20 protein-coding genes are annotated in these 25,610 nt (G+C 72.4%); 12 read left to right on the top strand and 8 right to left on the bottom strand.

Annotation, left to right across the window (positions count from 1 at the left end; all coding sequences use genetic code 11):
* Positions 1-13: 13 nt before the first annotated feature.
* Entirely contained in the window at positions 14-4,345 is a 4,332-nt protein-coding gene (locus tag ACZ7EG_RS35665; protein ID WP_471088308.1) for a cation-translocating P-type ATPase, read from the top strand.
* 59 nt (positions 4,346-4,404) lie between these two features.
* Here the strand turns inward: ACZ7EG_RS35665 and ACZ7EG_RS35660 are convergent, their stop codons facing one another.
* Complete coding sequence (locus tag ACZ7EG_RS35660) at positions 4,405-4,854, bottom strand: SRPBCC family protein (RefSeq protein ID WP_471088307.1); 450 nt, start codon at positions 4,852-4,854, stop codon at positions 4,405-4,407.
* 148 nt (positions 4,855-5,002) lie between these two features.
* On the opposite strand from ACZ7EG_RS35660, the gene ACZ7EG_RS35655 reads away from it, so the two are divergent.
* From ACZ7EG_RS35655 to ACZ7EG_RS35645, 3 genes are all read left to right on the top strand, one after another.
* The gene (locus ACZ7EG_RS35655) at positions 5,003-5,446 is read left to right on the top strand and encodes a phage holin family protein (RefSeq protein ID WP_471088305.1); all 444 of its coding nucleotides are present in this window, start codon (positions 5,003-5,005) and stop codon (positions 5,444-5,446) included.
* Positions 5,443-5,874 carry a DUF3618 domain-containing protein gene (locus ACZ7EG_RS35650; protein WP_471088303.1) on the top strand — a complete coding sequence of 144 codons (432 nt, stop codon included), beginning with the start codon at positions 5,443-5,445 and terminating at the stop codon, positions 5,872-5,874. Before ACZ7EG_RS35655 ends, ACZ7EG_RS35650 begins: the two co-directional genes overlap by 4 nt.
* 111 nt (positions 5,875-5,985) lie before the next feature.
* Entirely contained in the window at positions 5,986-6,471 is a 486-nt protein-coding gene (locus ACZ7EG_RS35645) for a flavodoxin family protein (protein ID WP_471088301.1), read from the top strand.
* Positions 6,472-6,484: 13 nt separating this feature from the next.
* On the opposite strand, the gene ACZ7EG_RS35640 is transcribed toward ACZ7EG_RS35645, so the two are convergent.
* The gene (locus ACZ7EG_RS35640) at positions 6,485-7,612 is read right to left on the bottom strand and encodes a YihY/virulence factor BrkB family protein (RefSeq protein WP_471088299.1); all 1,128 of its coding nucleotides are present in this window, start codon (positions 7,610-7,612) and stop codon (positions 6,485-6,487) included.
* A gap of 132 nt (positions 7,613-7,744) precedes the next feature.
* On the opposite strand from ACZ7EG_RS35640, the gene ACZ7EG_RS35635 reads away from it, so the two are divergent.
* From ACZ7EG_RS35635 to ACZ7EG_RS35615, 5 genes are all read left to right on the top strand, one after another.
* Positions 7,745-8,377 carry a GNAT family N-acetyltransferase gene (locus ACZ7EG_RS35635; protein WP_471088297.1) on the top strand — a complete coding sequence of 211 codons (633 nt, stop codon included), beginning with the start codon at positions 7,745-7,747 and terminating at the stop codon, positions 8,375-8,377.
* 154 nt (positions 8,378-8,531) lie between these two features.
* Positions 8,532-9,212 (top strand): lytic polysaccharide monooxygenase auxiliary activity family 9 protein, encoded by a 681-nt coding sequence (locus ACZ7EG_RS35630; protein ID WP_471088295.1) that lies wholly within the window; start codon positions 8,532-8,534, stop codon positions 9,210-9,212.
* 252 nt (positions 9,213-9,464) lie between these two features.
* Positions 9,465-11,546: a DUF1996 domain-containing protein gene (locus ACZ7EG_RS35625; protein WP_471088421.1), complete on the top strand. Its 2,082-nt coding sequence runs from the start codon at positions 9,465-9,467 to the stop codon at positions 11,544-11,546.
* A 319-nt stretch (positions 11,547-11,865) separates the two neighbouring features.
* Positions 11,866-12,633 carry a sulfite exporter TauE/SafE family protein gene (locus ACZ7EG_RS35620; RefSeq protein WP_471088293.1) on the top strand — a complete coding sequence of 256 codons (768 nt, stop codon included), beginning with the start codon at positions 11,866-11,868 and terminating at the stop codon, positions 12,631-12,633.
* Between the two features lie 290 nt (positions 12,634-12,923).
* On the top strand, positions 12,924-13,430 hold the full coding sequence (locus ACZ7EG_RS35615) for a DUF6624 domain-containing protein (protein WP_471088291.1): 507 nt from the start codon (positions 12,924-12,926) through the stop codon (positions 13,428-13,430).
* Between the two features lie 205 nt (positions 13,431-13,635).
* Here ACZ7EG_RS35615 and ACZ7EG_RS35610 read toward each other — a convergent pair whose 3' ends face one another.
* The 3 genes from ACZ7EG_RS35610 to ACZ7EG_RS35600 form a co-directional block, all read right to left on the bottom strand.
* Positions 13,636-15,891, bottom strand: coding sequence for an MMPL family transporter (locus tag ACZ7EG_RS35610; RefSeq protein WP_471088289.1), 2,256 nt, complete (start codon positions 15,889-15,891; stop codon positions 13,636-13,638).
* A gap of 76 nt (positions 15,892-15,967) precedes the next feature.
* Positions 15,968-16,918, bottom strand: a complete 951-nt coding sequence (locus ACZ7EG_RS35605) for a DMT family transporter (RefSeq protein ID WP_471088287.1) — start codon at positions 16,916-16,918, stop codon at positions 15,968-15,970.
* A gap of 83 nt (positions 16,919-17,001) precedes the next feature.
* Positions 17,002-17,823 carry a chitosanase gene (locus ACZ7EG_RS35600; RefSeq protein WP_471088285.1) on the bottom strand — a complete coding sequence of 274 codons (822 nt, stop codon included), beginning with the start codon at positions 17,821-17,823 and terminating at the stop codon, positions 17,002-17,004.
* Positions 17,824-18,122: 299 nt separating this feature from the next.
* Between ACZ7EG_RS35600 and ACZ7EG_RS35595 the strand changes: the two genes are divergently transcribed.
* On the top strand, positions 18,123-18,305 hold the full coding sequence (locus tag ACZ7EG_RS35595; RefSeq protein ID WP_471088283.1) for a hypothetical protein: 183 nt from the start codon (positions 18,123-18,125) through the stop codon (positions 18,303-18,305).
* Between the two features lie 311 nt (positions 18,306-18,616).
* On the opposite strand, the gene ACZ7EG_RS35590 is transcribed toward ACZ7EG_RS35595, so the two are convergent.
* Complete coding sequence (locus ACZ7EG_RS35590) at positions 18,617-18,820, bottom strand: hypothetical protein (RefSeq protein WP_471088281.1); 204 nt, start codon at positions 18,818-18,820, stop codon at positions 18,617-18,619.
* Positions 18,821-19,342: 522 nt separating this feature from the next.
* Between ACZ7EG_RS35590 and ACZ7EG_RS35585 the strand changes: the two genes are divergently transcribed.
* Positions 19,343-21,508, top strand: a complete 2,166-nt coding sequence (locus tag ACZ7EG_RS35585; RefSeq protein WP_471088279.1) for a SpoIIE family protein phosphatase — start codon at positions 19,343-19,345, stop codon at positions 21,506-21,508.
* Here ACZ7EG_RS35585 and ACZ7EG_RS35580 read toward each other — a convergent pair.
* Together ACZ7EG_RS35580 and ACZ7EG_RS35575 are read right to left on the bottom strand one after the other, a co-directional pair.
* Positions 21,480-22,145, bottom strand: a complete 666-nt coding sequence (locus ACZ7EG_RS35580; protein WP_471088419.1) for a GAF and ANTAR domain-containing protein — start codon at positions 22,143-22,145, stop codon at positions 21,480-21,482. The genes ACZ7EG_RS35585 and ACZ7EG_RS35580 overlap by 29 nt on opposite strands.
* A 143-nt stretch (positions 22,146-22,288) precedes the next feature.
* Positions 22,289-24,856 (bottom strand): SpoIIE family protein phosphatase, encoded by a 2,568-nt coding sequence (locus tag ACZ7EG_RS35575; RefSeq protein ID WP_471088277.1) that lies wholly within the window; start codon positions 24,854-24,856, stop codon positions 22,289-22,291.
* A 149-nt stretch (positions 24,857-25,005) separates the two neighbouring features.
* On the opposite strand from ACZ7EG_RS35575, the gene ACZ7EG_RS35570 reads away from it, so the two are divergent.
* Positions 25,006-25,596 carry an AMIN-like domain-containing (lipo)protein gene (locus tag ACZ7EG_RS35570; RefSeq protein WP_471088275.1) on the top strand — a complete coding sequence of 197 codons (591 nt, stop codon included), beginning with the start codon at positions 25,006-25,008 and terminating at the stop codon, positions 25,594-25,596.
* Positions 25,597-25,610 lie beyond the last annotated feature (14 nt).

The following is a 25,610-nucleotide window of genomic DNA, read 5'->3' as shown; positions in this document are numbered from 1 at the left end:
GTCGGGACAGCAGATGCTCACACGCTTCGACGTCACCCCGCTCGTCGGGGCCGTGGCCGGCGCGGCCGCAGGCGCCGCCCGCGGCACCGCCCAGTCGATGACGTCCGTCTACGACACCACCCGCCGCGTCCGCAACGTCGCACGCAACGCCCTGACCGGCGGACAGCACTGGAAGGCCGGGCAGCGCCTCCACCTCGCGCTGCGGCACTCCGACGGCGACGCCGGAGCGCTCGCCCGCAGGGTCGCCGAGGAACTCGTCGAGCACCCGGACGTCCTCACGGCGTACTGGGACGGGGGACTGGGCCGCCTGGTGGTCACCGTGGCCGAGGACGCCGCCACCGACCGCGTCACCGAGCTGGCCACCGGGCTCGCCACGCGGCTGGGTCTCGAAGAGGGCGCCGACCCGACCACCCGGGACACCAGCCACCCCGGCGACCCCGCCGAGGTACGCGTCACCGCGGCGGCGATCCTGCTGGACGCCGCCGGAGCGGCCGGTGCCCTGGCCGGCCGGTCCCTGCGACTGCCCCCCACCTCGCGCGTCATCACCGCCACCGTCACGCTGTTGCGCGAGAACCCCCGCTTCCGGGCCCTGCTCCGGCAGCGGTTCGGCACGTCCGGCATGGAACTCGTCCTCGCCGCCGCCAACGCCGCCGCCCACGGCATCGGCCAGACCCCGCTGGCCCTCGTGCTCGACGGCATCCTGCGCGGCAACCAGCTCACGGAGGCGGTGGCCAGGGCCGCGGCCTTCGAGGCACTGCACGACGACGTCTGCCACCACCGGCGCACCAGCGTGTCCTGCCCCGCGGACACCCGGCCGCCGCTCAAGGTGACCCCCGCCGCCGAGTACGCCTCGCACGCCAGCACGGGCAGTCTCGCCGGCGCCGCCGCCACCCTCCTCATCACCCACAGCGCCGGGGACGCGGCCGAAGCGGTCCTCGCCGGCTCCCCCAAGGCAGCCCGCTACGGACCGGCCGCCTTCGGCGCGACCCTCGGCACCTTCCTCGCCCACGACGGGATCCTGCTGCGCAACGGAGAGCGCCTGCGGCAGCTGGAGATCGCCGACGCCCTCGTCCTGCACGCCGACGCCCTGCGCAGCCTGCGGCAGGACGGCACCGACGACGGCCTGCCCGACGACCCGGTCCACCCCTTCGCCGAGGCCGTCCTGGACGCCGCCCGCCGGGCCGGACTGCACGTCGTGATCGCGGGCGGCTCCGACCTGAAGGACATCACCCGGCTCGCCGACGAGGTCGCCCCGAGCGCCAAGCCGTTCGGGGACGTCGTACGGGCCCTGCAGGCCGAGGGACGCGTGGTCGTGACCGTCGCCCGCCTGCACGAGTCCGGCGACGGGCCCCTCGCGGCCGGACTGCCCGCCGGTGACGTGGCCATCGCCCTCACCGACGGACGGGCAGCCGTCACCTGGGGCGTCGACGTGCTGGCCCCGAGAGGCCTCGCCGATGTCTGGCGGCTGCTCACGGCGATCCCCGCCGCCCGGCGCGTCGGACGCCGGTCGCAGACCCTGGCCCGCGCCGGCGCGGCCCTGTCCGGTCTCCTGGTCGCCCGCGGCGGGCAGCCCCCGGGCCGTCACCTCCTGTGGCCCCTCACCCGGCACGCCCCCGTCAACATCGCCGCCGCCAACGCCCTGATCACCGGCTGGTTCGAAGCCGTCCGCGTCGCCCGGGCCACCCCGCCCCCGCCCCGGCTGCACATCCCCTGGCACGCCTTGGAACCCCACGAGGCGCGGGAACGGCTGGCGCGCGTCGACCGCGAAGGCGAGCCCCGCGGACTGGCCCTCGTCGCCGACCGCTCACGGCAACAGGCCGTACGCCTGACCCGGCACCCGGCGGTCGCCCCCGCCCGCTGGACGTGGCAGGCGGCCGGTGCCGTGCGCCGCGAACTCGACGACCCGCTGACCCCCGTCCTCGCCACGGGCGCCGTCGCCTCGGCGCTGCTCGGCTCGGTCGTCGACGCGCTGCTCGTCGTCGGCGCCATGGACCTCAACGCCGTGACCGGCGGACTCCAGCGGCTGCGCGCCGAACAGGCCCTGGCCCGGCTCGCCGCCCGGCAGCAGCCCAAGGCCCGCAGGCAGGACAGCCGCCAACGCACGGTCACCGTCGACGCCGCCCGGCTGCGACCCGGCGACGAGATCAGCCTCGGCGCCGGCGACGTCGTACCCGCCGACGCACGCCTGCTGGACGTCGACGGCCTGGAGGTCGACGAGTCGGCGCTCACCGGCGAGTCCCTGCCGGTGAGCAAGTCGGTCGAGGCCACGCCCGGGCTCCCCGTGGCCCAGCGCACCTGCATGGTCTTCGAGGGCACCACCGTGGTGGCCGGACGGGCCACCGCCCTCGTCGCCGACACCGGCGACCAGACCGAGGCCGGCCGGGCCGTCACCCTCGCCGCCCGCACCCCGCCGCCCGCCGGGGTGCAGGCGCGACTCCAGGAACTGACCCGCAAGGCCCTGCCGGTGACCTTCACCGGCGGCGCCGCCGTGACCGGCCTGTCCCTGCTGCGCGGCAGCCCCGTCCGGCGCGCCGTCAGCGGCGGTGTCGCGGTCGCCGTCGCCGCCGTCCCCGAAGGCCTTCCCCTCGTCGCCACCGTGGCTCAGATGGCGGCGGCCCGCCGGCTCTCCCGACGCGGCGTCCTGGTCCGCACCCCGCGCACCCTCGAGGCGCTCGGCCGGGTCGACACCGTCTGCTTCGACAAGACCGGCACCCTCACCGAGAACAAGCTGCGCCTGGTCCGCGTCGCCACCGCCGACGGCACCGTCCTCGACACGGACGACGAGCAGGCCGACCCGATCGTACGGCTGGCCGCGCGCGCCTGCCCGCAGGAGGAGACGGGCCAGGGACGCCGCGTCGCGCACGCCACCGACGAGGCCGTCCTCGACGTCGCCCCGCCCGACCAGGGCTGGGCCCCCACCGGCGAGCTGCCCTTCGAGACCCGCCGGGGCTACGCCGCAGCGGTCGGTCGCGACGGCGACCCGGACATGGACGAGCTCCTCGTGGTCAAGGGCGCCCCCGAGACGATCCTGCCCGCCTGCCGGGATCTGCCCGGCCACGCCTCGGACACCGCCCACGAGCTCGCCGCGCAGGGATTGCGCGTCCTCGCCGTCGCCCGCCGTGCCTGCCGGGCCGACGACGCCGAGGCCGAACTCGAGGCGCCACTCGCGGACCTGGAGTTCAGCGGTTTCGTCGCCCTCGCCGACGTCCCGCGCGACACCTCGCACGCCCTGCTCGCGGAACTGCGCCGCTCCGGCATCGTCCCCGTCATGCTCACCGGCGACCACCCGGAGACCGCCCGCGCCATCGCCCTGCAACTGGGCTGGCCGGAGGAGACGGAGGCGGTGACCGGTGACGAACTCGTCGCCATGGAACGCCGCGAACGCGTCCGGGTCCTGCGCGTCGCGGGCGTCATCGCCCGGGTCGCACCGGAACAGAAGCTGCACGTCGTGGAGGCCCTGCAACAGGCCGGGCGGGTCGTGGCGATGGCCGGTGACGGCGCCAACGACGCCGCCGCCATCCGCGCGGCCGATGTCGGCGTCGGCGTGGAGTCGCGCGGCTCGGCCGCCGCCCGCAACGCCGCCGACCTCGTGCTCACCACCGGCGACCTGTCCGTCCTCGTGGACGCGGTCGCCGAGGGCCGTGCCCTGTGGCGCAGCGTCGCCGACGCGGTGAGCATCCTCATCGGCGGCAACGCCGGCGAGGTCGGCTTCAGCGTCCTCGGCACCCTGCTCGCCGGTGCCTCGCCCCTGTCGACCCGTCAGCTGCTGCTGGTCAACCTCCTCACCGACATGTTCCCGGCCATGGCCGTTGCCGTCACGCCGAGCAGCGACCCCTCCACCGCGGAGCACGCCGCGACCGGCCCGATGGGCCTCGACGTCCTCGGCGCGCCCCTGCTGCGCTCCATCCGCCGCCGTGGCATCACCACCTGCTTCGGCGCGGTCGCGGCGTACGTCATCGGCCGCCTCACCCCCGGCACCGAACGCCGGTCCACCACCATGGCCCTGTGCGGTGTGGTCGGTGCCCAGCTGGTGCAGACCCTCTCCGGGCGGCGCCACAGCACGCTGGTCTGGGTCACGGCCCTCGGCTCCGCCGCCGTCCTCGCCGCTCTCGTCCAGACCCCCGGCGTCAGCCACTTCTTCGGCTGCACCCCGCTCGGGCCCGTGGCCTGGGCCGGCGTCGCCCTGGCCATCGCCCTGTCGGCCCTGGCCCCCCGCATCGAGCGGCTCCGGGCCGTCCACGCCCTCTACGACGGTGCGGCGCGGCTGGCCCTGCGTCTCAACGACCTGAGCCGCCAGGCCCGGCACCTCTTCCAGAGCGGGATCGCCGCCCCGGTGGCGGCGTAGGGCAGCACACGAAAGGAGGCCGTCACCACGAGCTGTGGTGGCGGCCTCCTCAGGTGCGGTCAGACCTTGCCGCGCCAGGCGCCGGTCTCCGTCCCGCGAGCCTCCATGAACTGCTTGAACCGCTTCAGATCACCGGAGACCTGCCGCTTCACGAAGCCCAGCTTGTCGCCGACGTTCTCGGCCACGCCACTGGGGTCGAAGTCCATCTGCAGCATGACCTTGGTCGTGTCGTCCTGGATGCGATGGAACGTCACCACACCGGCCTGCCGCGCCTCGCCGTCCACGGTGGTCCAGGCGACGCGCTCGTCCGGGACCTGCTCGGTGATCTCCGCGTCGAACTCCCGCGCCTGTCCGCCGACCTTCGTCACCCAGTGCGTGAGGGTGTCGGTGCGCTGCTCGATGCGCTCGACACCGTCCATGAACTCGGGGAAGGACTCGAACTGCGTCCACTGGTTGTACGCGGTGTGCACCGGCACGCGGACCTCGATGGATTCCTCTACCTGCGACAAGGCGAAACCTCCCTCTCTCGTGTGTGAGCGGCGGACGGGTACCAGATCTCGCGCCGCTCACTCCTCGTCATCACAAGTTGCCCGACCAGGTGTTTTTTCCGCCCTCGCTGGTACTCGGCCAGGAACTACGGACCGGGAGGTGATCGTCATGGCGGACACGCGCCGCACGGCCCCCGCCGCTCCCCCCAAAGGGAACGCGTCGGCGGCCGGGGAGGAGCCGGTGGGCGAGCTGGTGCAACGGGCCACCGAGCAGCTGACCGACCTGGTGCGCGGAGAAATGCGCCTCGCCCAGGCGGAGATGACCGAGAAAGGCAAACGCTACGGCAAGGGCGGTGGCCTGTTCGGCGGAGCCGGCGTACTCGGCTTCGTCACCCTCCAGGCACTGGTCGCCACGGTGATCGCCGCCCTGGCCGTCCCGCTGCCGGTGTGGGCGGCTGCGCTGATCGTCACGGGCGTCCTGGCGGTCGCCACGGGTCTGACGGCGCTGGCCGGCCGCTCACAGGTGCGCAGCGCCACCCCGCCCGCCCCGCAGCAGACCATCGACAGCGTGAAGGCCGACGTGGCCGAGATCAAGGAGAGTGCACAGCGATGACCCAGCCCCCGCACGACGAGCCGACCGCCCGCAGCCAGGAGGAGCTGCGCGAGCAGGTCGAGCACACCCGCCACGAACTGGGCGACACCGTCCAGGCCCTGGCCGACCGGGCCGACGTCAAGACACGCGCCCGCGAGAAGGCCGTCGCGGTCAGGGAACAGGCCGGGGCGAAGGCCCAGGAGTGGAGCGGGCAGGCCAGGGCCAAGGCCGCGCACGTCGCCCACACCGTGGAGGAGAAGCTGCCCGAGCCGGTCAAGCAGAAGGGCGTCGCCGCCGCTCAGGGCGCCAGGGAGAAGGCAGCGCAGGCCGAGCAGGTCTGGCAGGACAAGGCCCCGCAGCAGGTGCGCGACCACCGTGCCGCCCTGCTGGCGGGTGCCGGTGCCGTACTCGTGGCCTGCCTGCTGATCCGCCGCCGCGGCAACCGCTGAGCGAACGCGGCCCCGTGGGTGAGCCGCGGCCACTGTGTGCGAGCCGCGGCCACCGCCGAAAAGGAACCGCCCCATCGAGGGCGCGACACCCGGCCCCCGTCACCGCTTGCGGTGGCGGGGGCCGAGGCGGCAAGGTCTGGTGCCGTGGCCACCTTGCTGATCGTCCATCACACGCCGTCGCCGCACTGCCAGGCGATGTTCGAAGCCGTCGTCTCCGGGGCGACGGACCCCGAGATCGAGAACGTCCGGGTGGTCCGCGTGCCCGCGCTGTCCGCCACCGCCTCCGACGTCCTCGCCGCCGACGGTTTCCTCCTCGGCACTCCCGCGAACCTCGGCTACATGTCCGGAGCGCTCAAGCACTTCTTCGACCAGGTCTACTACCCGTGCCTGGACGCCACCCGCGGCCGTCCCTTCGGGTACTGGGTGCACGGCGGCAACGACGTCACCGGAGCGGTACGCGGCATCGAGTCGGTCACGACGGGCCTCGGCTGGCGCCGCACCGCCGAGGCCGTGACCGTGACCGGCGAGCCGGACAAGGGCGACCTCGAGCGGTGCTGGGACCTGGGCGCGACGGTGGCCGCCGGACTCATGGGCTGAACCGCGCGGACCGTCAGGTCTCCTCCAGCCGGCGCCGGTCCTCCTCGTCCCACGCCCGGGTGTCCCGCGGCTGGGTGTACGGCTCGGCCTCGGGCGGATGCCCACCGGCGATGGCCCGCTGGCGCACCGTCTCCGCGTCGAACTCGAGACCCAGCAGGATCGCCAGGTTGGTGATCCACAGCCAGACGAGGAAGACGATGACACCGGCCATCGTGCCGTAGGTCTTGTTGTACGAGGCGAAATTGGCCACGTAGACCGCGAAGCCGGCGGACGCGACCATCCAGATCAGCAGGGCCAGCAGACTGCCGGGCGTGATCCAGCGGAAGCCCTTCACCTTGGCGTTCGGGGTCGCCCAGTACAGGATGGCGATCATGGTCGTCACCAGCAGCACCAGCACGGGCCACTTCGCGTACGTCCACACGGTCAGGGCGGTGTCACCGATGCCCAGGGTCGTCCCCACCTGCCGGGCGATCCCACCCGTGAAGACCACGATCAGCGCACTGATCAAGGCCATCACCATCAGCACGACCGTCACACCCACCCGCACCGGCAGCAGCTTCCACACCGGCCGGCCTTCGGGCATGTCGTAGACGGCGTTGGCCGAGCGGATGAACGCGGCCACGTAACCGGACGCCGACCACACCGCCAGCACGAGGCCGACGATCGCCATCAGCGAGCCGATGCCGGCGTTGCCCTGCAACTGTTCGACGGCACGGGTGATGATGTCGCGTGCCGAGCCGGGGGCCAGCTGCTGGACGTTCTCGAGCACCTTGTCCGTGGTCGACCTGCCGGTGAGGCCCAGCATCGACACCAGCACCAGCAGCGCGGGGAACAGCGCCAGCACACTGTAGTAGGTCAGCGCGGCCGCCCGGTCGGTCAGCTCGTCGTCCTTGAACTCCCGCAAGCTTCCCTTCAACACCGCGCCCCACGACTTCCGTGGCAGGTCGGTCGGCGTGTCCGGCGCCGCACGCTCCACCTCGGGGCTCGGTCCGGGCTCTTCGGAATCGGGGGCGTGAGCCTCCCGGCGTTCCTCCTCGAAAGTCTCCGGGCGACCCGCCTCGGACCCCGGGCGGGGGCCTTCCGGAGGCGGGGCCTCGGTCTCGTGTTGTTCTTTCCGTCCCGGAATATGCAGCTTCACCATGTGAGCCGGGTAACCCCTGGCGAGGGCCTTAAGCCGCGCCCGTGCAAGCCGGATGTGAGGTGTCGGCGTGTGGTGTCCGGAGGCCCGGCGAAAGGGGTTGAGGGAGCGCTCCCACAGCGGCACGATGCCACCATGACCACGTCACCCACCGTCCGCCCCTACCGGCCCGAGGACCGTCCGGCCCTCGACGACATCTGCATCCGCACCGCCCACCACGGCGAGGACAGCCGCCCCCACTACGCGGACCCGGGCATCTTCCCGGCGACCTTCGCGGCGCCGTACGTCCATCTGGAGCCGGAACTGGCCTTCGTGCTGGACGACGGACAGGGGCAGGCGGTCGGCTACATCCTGGGTGCCGCGGACACCCCGCGCTTCGCCGATGCCTTCCGTGCCACGTGGCTGCCCCTGGTCGCCGACCGCTACCCGCAACCGCCCCGGCCACCGCGCACCCCGGACGAGGTGATCGCCGGCTTGCTGCACCACCCCGAACGGATGGTTCTGCCCGAACTGGCCGCCTACCCCGCCCATCTGCACATCGACCTGCTGCCCGCCTGGCAGGGCCGGGGCCATGGCCGCCGCCTGATGGGGACGTTCCTGCGGGCCCTGCAGGACGGCGGAGTCCCGGCCGTACACCTGGTCATGGCGACCGCCAACACCCGGGCCAGAGCCTTCTACGACCGCATGGGCTTCGAGGAGATCGACGTGCGCGCGCCGGGCGAGGTCACCTGCCTCGGTCGCGCCACGAAGGAACTCGACCGGCTCTGACCGACCCGGAAGTGGCGCAATCACCCATTGCCGACCCGCCTCATCGGGCGCAGTCTGGGCAAGGTGGGAGCGCTCCCACTTCGAAACATGATCGAAAACGCGAATGAACGCCCGACTGAACGCACGACAACCCCCACATCCGAAAGAGGAGATCATGAGTTGTCATGGTCATGACTTACGGTCGTCCAGGTTCAGGTCTCGTCCGGCGCTCGTCCTGAGCATGCTGGTCGCCGCACTGCTCGGTCTGATCCCGTGGAGCGGTACCGCCGTCGCCCACGGCTCGGTCGTCGACCCGGCCTCCCGCAACTACGGCTGCTGGCTGCGCTGGGGCAGCGACTTCCAGAACCCGGAGATGGCCCGGCTGGACCCCATGTGCTGGCAGGCGTGGCGGGACAACCCCAATGCCATGTGGAACTGGAACGGCCTGTACCGCAACGGCTCCGGCGGGAACTTCCAGGCCGTCGTCCCCAACGGCCAACTGTGCAGCGGTGGCCGGACCGAGGGCGGCCGGTACAACTCCCTCGACGCCGTGGGTGCCTGGAAGACGACGGACATCACCGGCAACTTCACGGTGAAGCTCTACGACCAGGCCAGTCACGGCGCCGACTACTTCCTGGTGTACGTCACACGGCAGGGCTTCGACCCCACCACCCAGCCGCTGACCTGGAACGACCTCCAACTCGTCCAGCGCACCGGCAGGTACGCGCCCAGCCAGAACTACGAGATTCCGGTGAGCACTTCGGGACGGAGTGGCCGCCACATCGTCTACACGATCTGGCAGGCCTCGCACATGGACCAGACGTACTTCCTGTGCAGTGACGTGAACTTCCGCTGACCTGCGCCGCCCCGCCGGACGGCGTGTCCGGCGGGGCCCGGGCCGGCCCGGGCTTCATGAGAGTTCTCCGAAAATTTTCGAAGTGAGTGAACACGCCGGTGCTCCCGTACGTATGGGGCGAGGGGATTTTCATGCCCGGCACGCCACAAGCGCAGGAGAGCACCCTTGGGACGCAACACGCGAAGACGCCCTACAGGCCCACGACGCGCGACCTTCGCCGCTTTCGCACTGATCCTGGGCGGGGGCGGCCTGATGGCCGCGAACGTCTACGCCTCCGCCACGGACGGCGGTTCGGGCGGTGACGCCGCCCAGACGCGGTCCGGCACGGGGGTCCGGACCGCGGGCGCCACGATCGACTGCCCGGACGTCGGCAGCAAGTTGACCTCGGTGCCCGAGCAGGCGCGGGGGGAGGTCGACAAGGAACTCGCCCTCCTGGACGAGCAGATAGCCAAGGCCTACCAGCGGCTGAGCGAATCGGCACAACAGGTGCGGCAGGACCCCGGCTTCGCCGACAACGCGGTCGTGAACCCGCTGAAGGAGAAGCGGGCCGCGACCCTCGAGCGCATCGCCATCGCCATCGACCGCGTGGGAGACCGCCCCGAGGGGCTCGACGCCCTCGCCGCCTGCACCCTCCAGGACGGCAACCAGGTTCCCGCGCAGGGCGAAAGCAAGGACGCCGACGCAACCGAGCAGCCCGGGCAGGAGCAGGGCCAGGCAGGCCAGGGGCAGCAGAACGGCCAGGGTCAGGGCGCCAACGGCGGGCAGGCGGGCAACGGTCCCGTCGCCGCCGACTTCGCGGACATCAAGAGCGTCCAGCCCAACGTGGCCAACCCCCGCGAGGAGGGCGGCGCATCCCGCGGCTCCTTCGCCACGAGCTGCGGTGTGAACGAGAACGGGCTGTTCAACTCCGACAACATCATCGCCGCGCCGGGTGTCACGAACGGCGCCCATCACTTCCACGACTACGTCGGCAACCAGTCCAACAACGCCTTCGCCAGCGATCAGGACCTGGCGAAGGCCGAGACCAGCTGTGACGACCAGGGCGACAAGTCGTCCTACTACTGGCCCGTCGTGCGTCTGCAGAACGGCGCCGCGGAGCAGGACGCCGACAAGCCCGGCGGCGGCATCGAGGGCAACGCCGGCGAGATCGTGACGCCGAAGCAGGTCACCCTGACGTTCGTCGGCAATCCGCGCGAGAAGGTCACGGCCATGCCGCGGCTGCTGCGCATCATCACCGGCGACGCCAAGTCTTTCGTCAACGGCCCGGCCAACGCCAACGCCTCCTGGAGCTGCACCGGCTTCGAGGACCGGCAGCTGAAGGACAAGTACCCGCTGTGCCCGCAGGGCAGCGACGTCGTACGGACCTTCAAGTTCCAGAGCTGCTGGGACGGGCGCAACATCGACAGCGCCAACCACCGTACCCACGTGGCGTTCGCGGACGCCTCCGGCAACTGCCCGTCCGGCTTCCGCCCCATCCCGCAGCTCGTCCAGCGCATCGTCTACGACGTCGACGCGCCGAGCCTGCAGGACGGCGGCCGTACGACACCGCTGTTCGCGGTCGACTCCTTCCCGGAGCAGCTGCACAAGCCGGTCACGGACCACGGCGACTTCATCAACATCTTCGACGAGGATCTGATGGGGGAGATGGTCGACTGCATCAACGACGGCCGTAAGTGCGGAGCCGGAGCGGACGGCGGGCAGAACCCCGCACCGGGCGAGGAGCCGGAGGAGGAGCCCACCAAGACGCCTCAGGCTCCGCAGGAGGAGCCGACGAAGACCCCCGAGGCCCCGCAGGAGGAACCCACCAAGGCGCCTCAGGCCCCGCAGGAGGAGCCGACGAAGGCTCCCGGGGCCCCGCAGGACGGCAACGGCGGCGGGAAGCCCGGCGACGAGGGCGACGGCGGCGGCAAGGGCGACGGCGGTGACGACGGCAAGGGTGAGGCCCCGAAGCCGCCGTCGGACAAGCCGGTCCCCGAACCGGAGCCCGGTGACGCGTCCACGGCCCCGGGCACGGCCCAGCCCGAGGTGAAGGCCACCGACTCGGCGGACGGCGGCAACTCCGCCGGGAAGGGCGGCGGTGCCAAGGACGACGACGGCGCCAAGGACGACGACGGCGCCAAGGACGACGACGGCGCGGACGGCCTCGGCGAGTCCCAGGCCGTCGGCACGGCGACCAGTGCCGCCCCGACCCCGTCGTCCCCGTCCCGCACCGAGCCCCAAGCGGTCGGTGAGGGCGGCCTGGCCGACACCGGAGCGCAGCTCTGGCCGGCCGCTGCGGGCGCCGTGCTGGTCATCGCGGGCTTCGTCGTACTGCGCAGGGTGCGGCGCGGCTAGGAGCCACGCCCGGACGTGAGCCGTGAACGGCGGCGGGATCCCCATTGGATCCCGCCGCCGTCGCGCGTCTCGGGAGACCGGCGGCGGGATCCACCAGCGGCAGCGCCACCGGCATCGGCGATGGTCCGGCCGCCGATGCCCTGCTCCGGCCCCGTGTTTCGGCCCTGTGTCTGTGTTCCGGTCCCGTGCTCCGGCCCCGTGTTCCGGTCCCGTGCTCCGGTCCCCTGCTCCGGCACCCTTCGACGGCCGCCGAATGATCGACCCTCTAGCGTGATCCCATGAACCTCACCGGGAACGGCACGAGCGGCGGAGCGGCGGCGTGACGCCGTGGGAGATGGCCGCCGTGCTCGCCGCCGGCACGGGCGCCGGAGCCGTCAACGCCGTCGTCGGCTCAGGAACGCTGATCACCTTCCCGGTCCTGCTGGCCGCAGGGCTGCCCCCGGTCACCGCCACGGTGTCCAACGGGCTGGGCCTGGTGCCCGGTTCCATCACCGCGGCCCTCGGCTACCGCGAGGAACTGCGCGGGCAGGGCCGGCGCGTCCTCCTGCTCGGCATCGGTGCCGTGCTGGGCGGTCTCGCGGGTGCCGTGCTGCTGCTGACCCTGCCCGCGACGGCGTTCGAACGGATCGTGCCGGTCCTGGTGGGCCTCGCCCTGGTCCTGGTGGCGTGCCAGCCCTGGATCGCGAAGAGGGTGCGCCGCCGTCGCGAGGCAGGAAGCGGCCCCGAGCGCCGTGACGGCGGCCCCCTGCTGTTCACGGGGCTGACGCTGGCCAGCGTCTACGGCGGCTACTTCTCCGCCGCGCAGGGCATCATCTACGTCTCCCTGATGGGCATGCTGCTGGACGAGACGCTCCAGCGGCTCAACGCCGTGAAGAACGTGCTGGCGGCGGTCGTCAACACCGTCGCCGCCGTGCTCTTCCTGTTCTTCGCCCACTTCGACTGGACGGCCGTCGTCCTCATCGCCGCCGGATCGGCACTCGGCGGTCTCATCGGATCCAGAACCGGCCGCCGCTTCAGCCCCGCCGTCCTGCGGACCCTGATCGTGTCGGTCGGCACCGTCGCCCTCGTCCACCTGATGCTCCACTGATCCCGTTCCGACGGGTATGCAGGGTCCGGGAAGGAGGGGCGTCGGTCCTGTCGCCCCGGGCGCCCGGTGGAGATCAGTGGTGGCGCCGCCGGCCGTTCGACAAGCGTGCCCATGTCTTCCCGGGCACCGTGATGGTCGTAGCGATCCGGTTCTGGCTTCGGGGGTAGCTCCATTATCCCTGTGCGGGGAGGTGCCTGTCACCGTTCTCCGGAATGATCTTTACGTCTGATTCGCACCTTTACGCTTGCTGGCGACAGGCACAACGCACGCATCAGATATGGGAGTTGAGAGTGACGCACGATATTGCCGCGCTGGCCGTGGAGCTCGCGGACATGGCTGCGGCCGATCACCGGTCCGCACGTAGCGCGAACAGTGATGACCCTGCCGAGCAGTTGGCCTGGCGGCGGTTGACCGCCCGGCACGGTGACCGGCTGGGTGAGATCATGGACGACTACGGCTGGCCGACGGCAGAACTGGTCGGTGAGGAGGCCGCACGCGCAGCATGGCTGATCGCCCAGCACGCCGACCGGCAGCTCGATATTCAGCGGCGCGCCCTCCAGTTGATGCAGCAGGCGGTGTCGGCAGGCTCGGCCGGCCCGCGCGAGCTGGCCTTCCTGCGCGACCGTACGCTGGTCAATGAGGGCCGCAAGCAGATCTACGGCACTCAAATCGCCGGCGTGAAGGACGGGGCGCCGATTCCGTGGCCTTGTGAAGAGCCCGAGCGCATGAACGAACTCCGTGCAGAAGTCGGCATCGAGCCCTTCGACGAGTACGTTGCCAAGTTCTCCCTGACCTGACGCGCTGTTCCCGGTCGCGTGCTGCGGATCACTGCCCGGGGCCGACCTGCCACAGGCTTTGATCCGCCGAACAGGACCGTAACCGCACCACGCAGTCCTCAATGTCAATATGGGATGGGCCGCACCATCGGGTCGAGCAAGACCGCGAAGCTGCCCCAAGCAGCCGCCGGTGTGAGCGAGTCGGGGCAGCGGTGGGAGTCGCGGTTCAGTGACCTGCCGGACGTGCCTCGGCCTTCGCCCCCTCGGCGTCGATGTGCGGCACCACCCGGTCCAGCCACCGCGGCATCCACCAGGCGTGCCGCCCGAGCAGTGTCATCACGGCCGGCACCATGAGCAGCCGTACGACGGTCGCGTCGATGAGCACGCTGACGGCCAGGCCCAGCCCGAGCATCTTGACGACGATGTTGTCGCTGACGATGAACGCCGCGAACACGCTCACCATGATCAGCGCCGCACAGGTGATCACCCGGGCCGTGATCTCCAGGGCGTGCGCCACCGACCCCTTCGCGTCCCCGGTGCGCAGCCACGCCTCGTGGACGCGCGACAGCAGGAAGATCTCGTAGTCCATGCTGAGGCCGAAGATGATGGCGAACATCATCATCGGCACGTAGCTCTCGATGGGCACCTTGCCGTGCACGCCGAGCGCGGGCCCGCCCCACCCCCACTGGAACACGGCGACGACCACACCGTAGGAGGCGGCGATCGACAGCACGTTCAGGACGGCCGCCTTGACGGCGACGAGCAGCCCCCGGAACACGGCCAGGATGATCAGGAACGCCAGGCCGACCACGACGAGGATGATGACGACCAGCCGGGAGGAGACGATGTCGCGGAAGTCGACCTGGGCCGCCGTCGTGCCGGTGACATAGCCCTTGGCGTCCGTGCCCTCGACCGCGTCCGGAAGGCTCTGGTCGACCAGACGGTTGGTCAGGTCCGTGGTCGTGGCGTTCTGCGGCGACTTGGTCGAGTAGACGGTGCCGATCAGGACGTCGCCGTCCTGAGTCGGCGTCAGCGGGGTGACGGCGGCGGCGCCCTGGACCGAGTCGAGCGTCTGCTGGGCCTTCGAGGCCAGGCCGGAACGCTGCGAGGAGGGCACGTTCGTCTGGTCGATGACGACGGTGAGCGGTCCGTTGGACCCGGGCCCGAACGCGTCGGTCATCAGGTCGAAGGCCCGCCGGTCGGTGAAGGACGTCGGATCGGCGCCGTCGCCGATGTGGCCGAGCTGGATGGAGAACACGGGGATCGCGAGCACCACGACCACGGCGACACCCGCCGACAGGAACCACAGCGGTCTGCGCTCCACCCGCTGCGCGTACCGGTGCCAGGTGCCCTGCGGGGTGTCTCCCGCCTCGGTCTCGGCGACGGGGCGGCGCACCCGGTAGCGGTCGATACGCCGGCCGACGAGTCCGAGCAGGGCCGGGACCAGGGTGAGCGCGCCGATGACGGCGGAGACCACGGTGACCGCGGCGGCGAGTCCGAGCAGACCGATGAACCCGACCCCGGAGGCCGACAGGCCGGCCAGCGCGATGATCACCGTGCAGCCGGAGACGAGGACGGCATGGCCGCTGGTGGCCGCGGCCTGCCCGGCGGCCCTCACCGCGTCCGCGCCGTCCATGAGGTTCTGCCGGTGCCGGGTGATCATGAACAGGGCGTAGTCGATCCCGACTCCGAGCCCGATCATGGTGGCCAGGGTGGGGGAGACCGTCGCGAAGGTGAACGCGGCGGCCAGCAGCCCGAGGATCGCCAGACCGCCGACGACGCTGATCAGTGCGGTGAGCAGCGGGACGACGGCGGCGATGACGCTGCCGAACCCGATCAGCAGCACGATGACGGCGACGCCGAAACCGATCAGCTCGCTCACCCGGTCGTCGGCGCTCGGCCGGGCCAGCTCACCGAGCGGCCCGCCGTACTCGACCTCCGCCCCGGCCGAACGCAGCGACTGCACGGCACTGTCGACCCCGTTCAGGTAGTCGTCGCCGAGCGTCGAGGGCTGCACGTCGAAACGGACGGTGATGTACGCCGTCTTCTTGTCGTCGGACAGCGGCCCGACGTTTGGCTGCTGCGACTGGCCCGAGGACGACCCCTGCGCGGACAGCGGGTTCTGGGCCGACAGGACGTGCGGCAGCTTCTCCAGGTCGGCGACCGTCGTGGAGATCTGGGAGCTCAGGGCGGTCAGGTCCTGCTGGTCGTCGTGCAGCACGATCTGACTGCTGTAGCCGCCGGCCTGCGGATCGTGCGCCTTCAGCACGTCCAGGCCCTGCTGGGACTGTGCCTGGGGCAGGGAGAAGTTGTCGGAGTACTCCCCGCCGAACGCCCGGCTGACGACCTGCAGCGCCACCAGCGCCACCAGCCAGGCGATGATGACGATCACGAAGTGCCGTGCGCACCACTCGCCCATCCGCCGCAGCACACCTCCGCTCGCGGGCTTCCGGTCCCGTTCAGCGGTGCGGCTGTGCGGCATGGACGTCGTCTCCTGTGTCGGCTCGGCCGGGAGGTAAGTGCCGTCCATTAGATGCCCGCGGCATCACTCCGGCAGTTCAGGCACGCGGACTCCCCGGGACTCCGGGCGCCCGTTCCCCCGAAAGGCCCGCCTCCGCGCACGGCGCCCGTCCCGAACGCCCCTCACCGCTCCTGACCCCGAGGGCCACACCGAGCCCCACCAGCGCGCTGCCCGCCGCCTGAGCGAGTCCGTAGGAACCCGTGCCGACGAGCGGTGCCGTGCAGGCTGCCGCCACCGGGATGAGACCGGAGAACAACGTGGCACGTTCCGCGCCGATCCGCTGCACGCCGATGTACCAGCACACGAAGCCGACCACGGTGACCACCATCGCCTGCCACAGCAGCGCGGCCGTCTCGACGCCGTCCGGACGCCGCAGCAGGCCGGCGCCGTCGGCCAGGAGTCCGACCACCGCCGACTCCACGGCGGCGACCGCGCACACCGTGGCGGACAGCAACCGGGGCCCGAGCGGCCGCAGTACGGGAACGGCGAGTACGGCGAACCCGACCTCCCCGGCCAGGGCGCACACGGAGAAGGCGATCCCCATGCCGTCCGTGCGTCCCCAGCCCTGGACGGTCAAGGCACCGACGGCCACGAACAGCGCGCCGTACAGTACGGCCCGTTGCGGCCTGCGCCCGTCCAGCAGGGGCACGAGCACGGCGACGGCCACCGGCGCACAGCCCACGAACACGCCGGGCACCGCCGGTTCCGCCGTGCGCTCGGCGGCGATGACGGCCAGGTTGAAACCGACCATGCCGACCGCCGCGAGCAGGGCGAGACGGCCCCACTGGCGGGGTGTCAGAGCCCGAAGCCGTTCGGCGGCACCCTTCCCGGCCACCGGGACCAGCAGCAGACAGGCCAGCCCGTAGCGCAGGAACTGACCGCCCGCGTACGGGTAGTCGCCCAGCACGCTGTTGGCCGTGAAGGACCCTCCGACGAGGACGCAGGCGAGCGCGGCGAGCAGGGCTCCGCGCGTGGTCGTGGCGTTCATGGAGGTGACGCTAGGCAGCCGGGCGGCCCGGGAAGGAGTCCACTTCCGTGCCTGTTTGGTGGACCACTTCCCGGGCCGGGGCTTCAGCCGATGTGGTAACTGTCGCCGTAGACCTTCCAGTCCAGCGGCGGGTTCAGATCGAGGTTGCGCCGGTTCAGGAAGACGCGCTGCGCCGTGTCGACCCGGCTCGTGTCGCTGTGCGCCTCCTCCTGTTTCATGGCCCACACCCGCGCGTCCAGGAAGGCGTGGAGGTAGGTCACCTCGTTACCGCCCTGCGCCGGCGGCTTCGCCGTGCGCAGGGCCCGCCGGCGGATGTTGCGCAAGCTCGTGGGGTCGCCGCCGTCGCCGTGCATGACGATGGCGTCGTAGTAGGCGAACTGGCCCAGCACCCGCAGCCCGTCCGCCTTCCCCTGCCGGACCGCGGGGCCGAAGTACACCCGGTCCCGCTCGTCGTCCTGGGCGCGCCGGAACTCGGCGTCCCGCGCCGCCCGGCGCCAGTCGCCGGGGAAGCCGGGGTCGAGTCCGTCGTGCGAGTCGGAGCCGTCGACCTCGCGCAGGGCCGGCAGGTACCTCGCGAGGACGTTGCCGGGCCTGCGGGCGGTGTAGAGCTCGACGAGGTCCAGCATGTCGCCGGTGCCGGAGCAGAATCCGATGATGCCGGCGGTGTAGCCACGACCGTCGCCGATGTCCTCGATGTACTGGTACTGCGCCTTCCAGTCGAGCGAGGAGTTCTCCGCGCTCGACACGAGCTGCATGGCGATCTCCTTCTTCGCCGGGTCGTCGAGCCCGATCGCGGCCACGGAGGCCGTTGCGTGCGGCGGCCTCAGGAACGGGGTGGTCGCGAGGGCCGCGCCGAACAGCGCCAGGACGGTACGGCGGCCGGCCGGGGCGGAGGGGTGTCTCACGGTGCCTCCAAGAGTGGGGGGTTGGAAGAGCGGGCCGTGCAGAACTGATAGGAAGGTTTCCTATCACTGTGAAGGCGCAAGGAAAACAACCGGGTTGGAAGTTCGTAGGGTCGAACAAGCCGGTTCACCGCCCGCAACGGCCGTCATCTCCGGCGGGCCGCCGTGTCGGGGGTGCCGAGAACGAGGGTGGTGTCCCCGGAGAGTCGACGCCACGGGAACCAACAGCCCCTCTCGTACGTCAAATCAGTGCCCGCCAAGGGCCGAACGGTCGGACCGCCCAGCCGGAGAGGGGAATCGCCGTGGACGAGGCGACGTCGCAGCAGGGGAGCGAGGCGGAGAGCGCCGCCCGCCGGGCACGCTTCGGGGCACTGCCGGAGCCGGTGCGCGTGGAGGACATGGTCGAGGAGCGGGCAGCCAGCGTGCCCGACCCGGCGCGCACCTCCTACAACCAGGACGAATGGCTCGTGCGCTACTGCCTGTGAGGCATCCGGCCGGTGCGGGACGCTTGCGAGGTGCTCGCGCCCAGGTCGCGCAGCCACCGCACGACGTCGTCGGTGTCCCGGGCGCGGGCGATGTCGAGCGGGGTCATGCCGTCGTAGCCGCACGAGTGGGGCGGCGCCGTGCTGGTGGAGGTAGTGCGCGGTCGGCAGTTGCCCACCCTGGCAGGCGCCCCGGAACGCGCTGGTGATCTCGTCCCGTGACGGTGGCTCGTCCGCCCCGACGTACCCCCGGACCCGGTCGAGCAGCCCGAGGGTGGCCGCGTCCTGCAGGGTGACGCGGGCGCCGTGTTCGATCAGCCGGCGGGCGGCGCGCCACTGGCCGGATCCCCGGCGTCGGCGAGCGGGGTGCCGCCGCCGATCACCGCACCGGACGCTTCGATGCCGGCCCCCGCCGCGATCACCGCACCGGGCGCTTCGATGCCGGCCCCCGCCGCGATCACCGCACCGGGCGCTTCGATGCCGGCCCCCGCCGCGATGAGCGCTTCCGGTGAGGACACATCGTTGTGGCCGGCCGCCCAGTGCAGCGGCCGTCTCCTCGTAAGCCCCGACGAAACGGGCTCGGGGGCCGGCCCCGGCGGCCACCAGGGCCGCGGCCACCCCGGGACCGCGGGGGAAGGGGCCCGGCCATTCGGTGGCGCTGTGCAGCAGACTGCGCGTGCCCGTGCCGTTCTCACCCTCTTCGGTGATGCGCACGGTGGCGAGACCAGGGTGACCGGCGAGCAGGTGCCGGAAGCCGGGCAGATCACCGGTCCGTATCGCCTCCGTGACGGCCACGGCCGGCGGATCCCGCGATGTCAGCGTCCGCGAGCCGGTCGCCCCGTGCCGTCCGGGACTCCCGATTCCGCCAGCAGACGTCCGCCGACGCGGCCGCCTGTGCGACACGGCCGGTACACAGGCGCCGGCTGCCCCACGGTCATGCCCCAGGCCTGCACATCCGGCCGCAAACCGGTCACCCGTCCGGACGACATGCCCGCACGCTCCGCCAGGCGTAGCGTCCGGGGTAGGAGCGGGAGGACACCATGCCCGGGAGCAAGGAGCACCCCGGCGGCTCCGGAGCGCCGGACGATGCCCTGGGGATCGCGCTGGCCGACACCGTGCGCGGCACCGGCGCCTCGATCGGCGGCCTCTACCTGATCGAGGAGGCGGAGCCTGCGCTGCGCCTGGTCGCCCTGTGCGGTCTCCCGGTGGCCTTCAGCGCCCCCTGGCAGCGGCTGCCTCTGACCGCACCCGTCCCGGTCACCGACGCGATCCACGACGACGCACTGGTCAGCATCGCCGGCCAGGACGAGATGGCCCGCCGGTACCCCCGGGCCGCCGCCGCACTGCCCTACCCGTTCGCCCTGGTCGCCGCCCCGCTGACCGGCGTACAGCGTTCCTGGGGCGGCCTCGTGCTGATGTGGCCCGCCGGCCGTCCGCGCCGGGTCACACCGCGCGAACGCGGTCACATCACCTCCAGCGCCCGCCGCATGGCCCGCCTCCTGGACGACGCCGCCCGGCCCCCGTCCCTGCCCGACCTGCCGCGCGTCGTCCCCGTCGACGCCCCCCGCCACCCCGCACAGACCGGCCTGGCCGCCGCCGACTACCTCGAGCGCCTCCCCGAGGGCGCCCTGGCCCTCGATCTGGAGGGCCGCATCACCTTCGCGACCGCCACCGCGGCGCGTCTGCTCGGCCGTGGCGCCGACCGGCTCGTCGGGACCCGGCCCTGGCACTCGCTGTCCTGGCTCGACGACCCCGTCTACGAAGACCACTACCGCACGGCGCTCGTCGGCCGCGCCCCCGTCTCCTTCACCGCGCTCCGCCCACCGGACCAGTCACTGACCTTCCATCTCTACCCCGACAGCAGCGGCATCAGCGTCCGCGTCCTGCCGAGCGCGGAGCAGACCGAGCACGCGCCGCCCACCGGTGCGCGGCCGCCCGTCGCGGCATCGACGGGACGCCTCTACCAGCTCGTGCACCTGGCCGCCGCACTCACCGAGGCGGTGACCGTGCGCGACCTCGTCGCCCTGATCGCCCACCAGATCCTGCCCGCCTTCGGTGCCCAGGGCCTGGTGCTGTCCGGTGTCGACGCGGGCCGGCTGAAGATCACCGGCCACCACGGCTATCCGGCCGACGTCATGGAGCGGCTCGACGCCCTGTCCCTGGACACCGACCTCACCCCCGCCGGCCAGGTCCTCGCCAGCGGCAGCCCCGCCTTCTTCGCCGACCCCGGCGAGCTGGCCGCCGGCTACCCGGACGCCCCCCAGATCAGCGGCAAGCAGGCCTGGGCGTTCCTCCCCCTGATCATCTCCGGCAGACCGGTCGGCTGCTGCATCCTGTCCTACACCCGGCCGCACACCTTCACCGCCGACGAACGCGCCGTCCTCACCTCGCTGTCCGGCCTGCTCGCCCAGGCCCTCGACCGCGCCCGGCTCTACGACACCAAACACCGGCTCGTGCACGAACTGCAGCGCGCCCTGCTGCCCCGGGCCCTACCGCGCCTGCCCGGCCTCGACGTCGCCGCCCGCTACCTGCCCGCCGGCCACGGCACCGAGGTCGGTGGAGACTTCTTCGACGTGCTGCGCCTGAACGACACGAGCGCGGCCGCCGTGATCGGCGACGTGGAAGGCCACAGCGTCGCCGCCGCGGCTCTCATGGGTCAGGTGCGTACCGCCATCCACGCCCACGCCACCGCCGGCGCCGCGCCCGGCCAGGTCCTCGCCCGCACCAACCGGCTCCTGGCCGACCTCGACTCCGAACTGCTCGTCTCCTGCCTCTACGTCCACCTCGACCTGGGCCGCCACCAGGCGTCCCTCGCCAGCGCGGGACACGTGCCGCCGCTGCTGCGCCAGGCCCGGCACCCCGCCGGCGTCCTCGAGGTCGAGCCCGGCCCGCTGCTGGGCATCGATACCGGCACCGACTACCCGGTCACCACCGTGCCCCTGCTCCCCGGCACGACCCTCGCCCTCTACACCGACGGCCTGGTCGAACTCCCCGGCACCGACGTCACCCGGACCACCGCCGACCTCGCCGGGCACCTGGACTCCGCCGACGGCCACGACCTGGAACGCCTCATCGACCGGCTGGTGCGCCACACCACACCCACGGGACGGCACACCGACGACATCGCCGTGCTCCTGCTGCGCGCCTCCCGCCGGAGCGAGGCTCCGGTCGGAGACGTCACCCCCGGTCCGGGGAATCGGCCCTGACCCACCGGGCCACGTCGCGCAGCTTGAGGTTGTGGTCCTGGGAGATGCGCCGCAGCACATCGAAGGCCTCGTCCTCGCCCAGCCGGTGGCGTTCCATCAGGATCCCCATGGCCTCACCGATGGCGTGCCGGGTCTCCAGCGCGTGCTCCAGCTGGTCCACGGTCCGGGCCGTGGCCAGCGCCACCGCGGCATGCGAGGCGAGCAGCCAGCCCGCGGCCTCGATGTTCTCACCGAAGGCCCCGGGACGGCGCGAGTAGAGGTTCAGCGCACCGAAGTCCTCCTCGTCGGTGTAGAGCAGGACACCGGTCATGCTGCCGATCCCGAGGTCGCGGGCCGCCCGGCTGTAGCGCGGCCAGGACGGCTGCGGGCGGGTCATGTCGGCGATCCGGAACAGCCGCTCCCCGTCCACGCGGCGCGCGGCGTCGAAGCACGGCCCTTCGCCGAGCTCGCCCTGCAGCCGGTCGGACTCCGCGACGAGGTCACCGCACACGGACAGGGTCACGGCCCGGCCCTTCGAGACCTTGAGGATCCCGGCGGCGTCGCAGCCCTCGATCAGCCGCACCGCCGATGACGAGATCGCGTCCAGCGTCGCCTGGACCGAATCCTGCGCGACCAGATCCCGGGCGAGCCGCGCCATCTGCTCGGCGTACCGCTGCCACTCCACCGCAACCACCGCCCTGCTCGCCGGTCCCGACCACCGTACTCCGTGCCGCTTCGTTCCCCGTTCTTCCGTTCTCCCGTGCAGTCGGGCGTCCGGGCGCCCGGAGTGCGATGCCGCGATCACCGGTACGCCGTCAGCAGCAGAGCCACGTCGTCCGGCCGCTCCCGGGCCCGCCGGGCCGTGCCCACCAGCCGGTCGGCGAGATGCTCCACCGAGTCCGCCGGAGTCTCGGACAGACGGTGGCGGACCGCGTCGATGCCCGTCTCGATGTCGCTGCCGGGCTGCTCCACCAATCCGTCGGTGTACAGGGCGAGAACGCTGCCGGGGGCCAGGGTGAGCGCGGTGACGGGGTACACCGAGTCGGGCTGCACGCCCAGCATGACGCCGCCCGCGAGATCCAGCGTCTCGGCCCGCCCGTCGGGGTGGCGCAGCAACGGCGGGGGATGGCCGGCCCGCACCGCGAGGGCCCGTCCGGTGGCCGGGTCGAGTTCGATGTAGCAGCAGGTGGCGAAGACGTCCGACTCCAGCTCGCTCAGCAGCCGGTTGGTGTGCGTGATGACCTCCTGCGGCGGGCGCTCGCTCGCCGCGAAGGCGTGCACCGCGCTGCGCAACTGCCCCATCACCGCGGCGGCGCCGACGCTGTGCCCCTCGACGTCCCCGATGACCAGGGCCACGCCACGCCCGGTGGTGATCACGTCGTACCAGTCGCCGCCGATCGCCATGCCCTGCGTGCCGGGCAGGTAGCGGCCGGTGGTGCGCAGGCCCTCGACGGTGGGCAGCCGGTGCGGCAGGAGTCCCTCCTGGAGGCCGCGGGCGACGGCGGACTCCGAGTCGTACAGCCGCGCCCGTTCCATCGCCTGGGCGGCCAGGCCGCTCAGCGCGGTGAGGGCGGACCGCTCGTCGGGGGTGAACCGGTGCGGGGCGTCCCAGCCGAGGATGCAGGACCCGACGGAACGGCCGGACGCGATCAGCGGCAGGAACGACCAGGCCTGCATGCGGTCCAGGGTGATGCCCGGATAGGCGAGGGAGAGTTCCTCGGGCGACTCGAAGAACAGGGGGAGCCGCGTGGTCAGCGCGTGGACGCCGGGCAGCTGCGTTTCGAGGGTGACGCCCTCGAACGGGGTGAGGAAGCCCTCCGGGTAGCCCGACTCCCACAGCAGGTACATCCGGCCCTCGCGGACGGTGTAAAGAGCCAGTTCCCGGGCGCCGAAGGCGGGCAGCAACTGCTCCGACACGGCCCGGCAGACGTCCCGCACGGTGACCGCCTCGGTGAGCACGCTCGCCATCTGCACCACGTGGTAGAGCGCCCCGGCCCGCGCGGCCGCCACCGGGCCGGGCGGCGGCGCGACGGCGGTGAGGCCGGGGGCGACGGCGGACCCGGCCTCCGGATCCGGTTCGGCCCCGGTGGGCGGCCCGATCGGAAAGACCCGGCCGGTCAGCCCGTGCACGTCCGGGTACAGCACGAAACTGAGCCAGTCCCCGTCGGGCCGCCGGACCAGGAAGGAGACCGGCTCCTGCGACAGCATCGCCGCCCGGTAGCGGTCCTCGTACGCGGGATCCCGGAGCCAGGTGACCACCTCCCACGGGTAGCGGCCGAAAAGGCCCTCCCGGCCGGAGCCCAGCAAGTCCTCGCAGCGACGGTTGGCATACGTCAGGCGGCCGTCCTGGTCCAGGGAGAAGAGCCCGTCGGGCAGCCGCTCGGCCGCTTCGGCCGCGGTGAGCCCGCCACCCGCGTCGACGAGGGCACCCACGAGGATCCGCGCGGATCCGGTGCCGCCCTGCACGAGGTGGCCCCACAACTCGACCGGCCGGTAGCGGGTCTTCTCCTCGCCCCGGGACTCGTCGCGGACCCGGAAGTGCCGGGACCTGACCCGGCCGTCGGCCAGCGCGTCATGCCGGCTCTCGCGCAGTTCGTGCAGGTCGTCGGGGCTGACACGGGCCTCGATGTCCGCGATGGTGCCGCCGAAGGCCGACCGGTCCAGGCCCAGGAGCGCGAGCGCGTCGTCGTCCGCCGTGCAGTGGTCGCTGTCCAGGTCCCAGTCGATGAGCCCGACCCGGACCGGGTGAGCGGCCGAGGTGGGCAGCCGCACGCTGATCGGCTCGTCGTCGTACTCGACGTGGCGTGCGGCGGAGTCCGGCCCCGGCCGGCCCGCGACGAAGCGGTCGAGGCGCTCTTCCATGGCCCGCTCGGCGGGACGCAGCGCGAGACCGACCGCTTCCCCGTCCATCGGGGCCCGGGCCGCCGAGCGCAGCACGACCAGCACGCCGACCGACTCGCCGCCGGTCCGGACGGGCTGGTAGGCGGAGGCGAAGGGGTAGGGGAGTCCGGCCGTGAAGTGCGGGAAGCGGAGCATGGTGGCGTGCTCGTCCGGCAGCCACAGCGTCTCGCCCCGCCGGTAGGCCTCCGCCATGGGCAGGGCACCGCCCACGGGCACCCGCCACCAGCTCCTGAGCAGCGAACGGGGCACCCCGGTGATCATCGCCAGCACCAGCGAGCGCCGGTCGCGGGAGCGCAGGTAGACCAGCCCGCCGTAGCCGTCGAGGGCCCGCACGGCCTCCACCAGCGGGGCCGTCAGGGCATCCTCGATCCGGCCCGTGTCCTCGCCCCGGGCCCGGACCTCAGCCCCGTTCCGGCTCCGGCCGACGGCCGACCGCGGCCCGTCCGGTACGGCGGCTGCCTCATCCATGTCGCGTCCTCCCGGTACGGACGCACCGGACATCCATCGCTTCCCACCAGGATGTGCCATGGTCGGCGCTCCGGCGCGGCAAGTGCAACCTTTCGGTCGCCCCGGCCGTCTCATCCTGCATCAGCCACATGCAAGCCTCGGGGGCGGCAATGGTACGAATCAGAAGAGCATGCGCGACTCTCGCACTCGTGGGCGCCACGGTGGGTGTGACGGCCATCCCGGCCGGCGCCGCACCGGTGGCCGGCCCGCAGTCCACCACCCGGGCCACGGCGTGTCCGACCGGCTGGGGAAGCCTTGCCAAGACCGACGCCGGAGCCGGCGTCGCACCGATGACCGACGTCAGGACCGGTCGTCACACCTGCTTCGACCGGATGGTCATCGACGTGCCCGGCGCGGGCAGCGGCGTCGGCTACACCGTCCAGTACGTCGACAAGCTCTACCAGGACGGCTCGGGCCGCTACATCGCCGTGTCCGGCGGCGCCGTGCTCGAGGTGCGGGTGACCGCGCCCGCGTACGACCCGGAGACCGGCGCGGCCACGTATCCCGGCCGGGTGGCGCGTCCCCTTCCGGGGGTGGACCTCACCGGCTACCGCACCTTCCGGGACACCCGGTTCGCCGGCAGCTTCGAGGGGCAGACCCAGATCGGTCTCGGCGTCCGCGCGCGGCTGCCGTTCCGGGTGCAGCAGCTGGACGACCGCGTCGTCGTGGACGTCGCTCACAGCTGGACCGCCACGGGCTGACGGCTACGGGCCGA

The sequence above is a fragment of the Streptomyces sp. NPDC037100 genome, assembly GCF_055606225.1.
The sequence above is the reverse complement of the archived record's forward strand: the minus strand, read 5'-3'. Positions and strand labels throughout refer to the sequence as shown.

Excerpts from the sequence above, each read along its gene's own strand:
- ACZ7EG_RS35640 (WP_471088299.1), bottom strand. The coding sequence starts at position 7,612 with ATGGTGAAGCTGCATATTCCGGGACGGAAAGAACAACACGAGACCGAG.
- ACZ7EG_RS35655 (WP_471088305.1), top strand. The coding sequence starts at position 5,003 with ATGGCGGACACGCGCCGCACGGCCCCCGCCGCTCCCCCCAAAGGGAAC.
- ACZ7EG_RS35630 (WP_471088295.1), top strand. The coding sequence starts at position 8,532 with ATGAGTTGTCATGGTCATGACTTACGGTCGTCCAGGTTCAGGTCTCGT.
- ACZ7EG_RS35625 (WP_471088421.1), top strand. The coding sequence starts at position 9,465 with ATGGCCGCGAACGTCTACGCCTCCGCCACGGACGGCGGTTCGGGCGGT.
- ACZ7EG_RS35610 (WP_471088289.1), bottom strand. The coding sequence starts at position 15,891 with ATGCCGCACAGCCGCACCGCTGAACGGGACCGGAAGCCCGCGAGCGGA.
- ACZ7EG_RS35580 (WP_471088419.1), bottom strand. The coding sequence starts at position 22,145 with ATGGCGCGGCTCGCCCGGGATCTGGTCGCGCAGGATTCGGTCCAGGCG.
- ACZ7EG_RS35570 (WP_471088275.1), top strand. The coding sequence starts at position 25,006 with ATGGTACGAATCAGAAGAGCATGCGCGACTCTCGCACTCGTGGGCGCC.
- ACZ7EG_RS35635 (WP_471088297.1), top strand. The coding sequence starts at position 7,745 with ATGACCACGTCACCCACCGTCCGCCCCTACCGGCCCGAGGACCGTCCG.
- ACZ7EG_RS35650 (WP_471088303.1), top strand. The coding sequence starts at position 5,443 with ATGACCCAGCCCCCGCACGACGAGCCGACCGCCCGCAGCCAGGAGGAG.
- ACZ7EG_RS35605 (WP_471088287.1), bottom strand. The coding sequence starts at position 16,918 with ATGAACGCCACGACCACGCGCGGAGCCCTGCTCGCCGCGCTCGCCTGC.
- ACZ7EG_RS35575 (WP_471088277.1), bottom strand. The coding sequence starts at position 24,856 with ATGGATGAGGCAGCCGCCGTACCGGACGGGCCGCGGTCGGCCGTCGGC.
- ACZ7EG_RS35585 (WP_471088279.1), top strand. The coding sequence starts at position 19,343 with ATGCCCGGGAGCAAGGAGCACCCCGGCGGCTCCGGAGCGCCGGACGAT.
- ACZ7EG_RS35665 (WP_471088308.1), top strand. The coding sequence starts at position 14 with ATGCTCACACGCTTCGACGTCACCCCGCTCGTCGGGGCCGTGGCCGGC.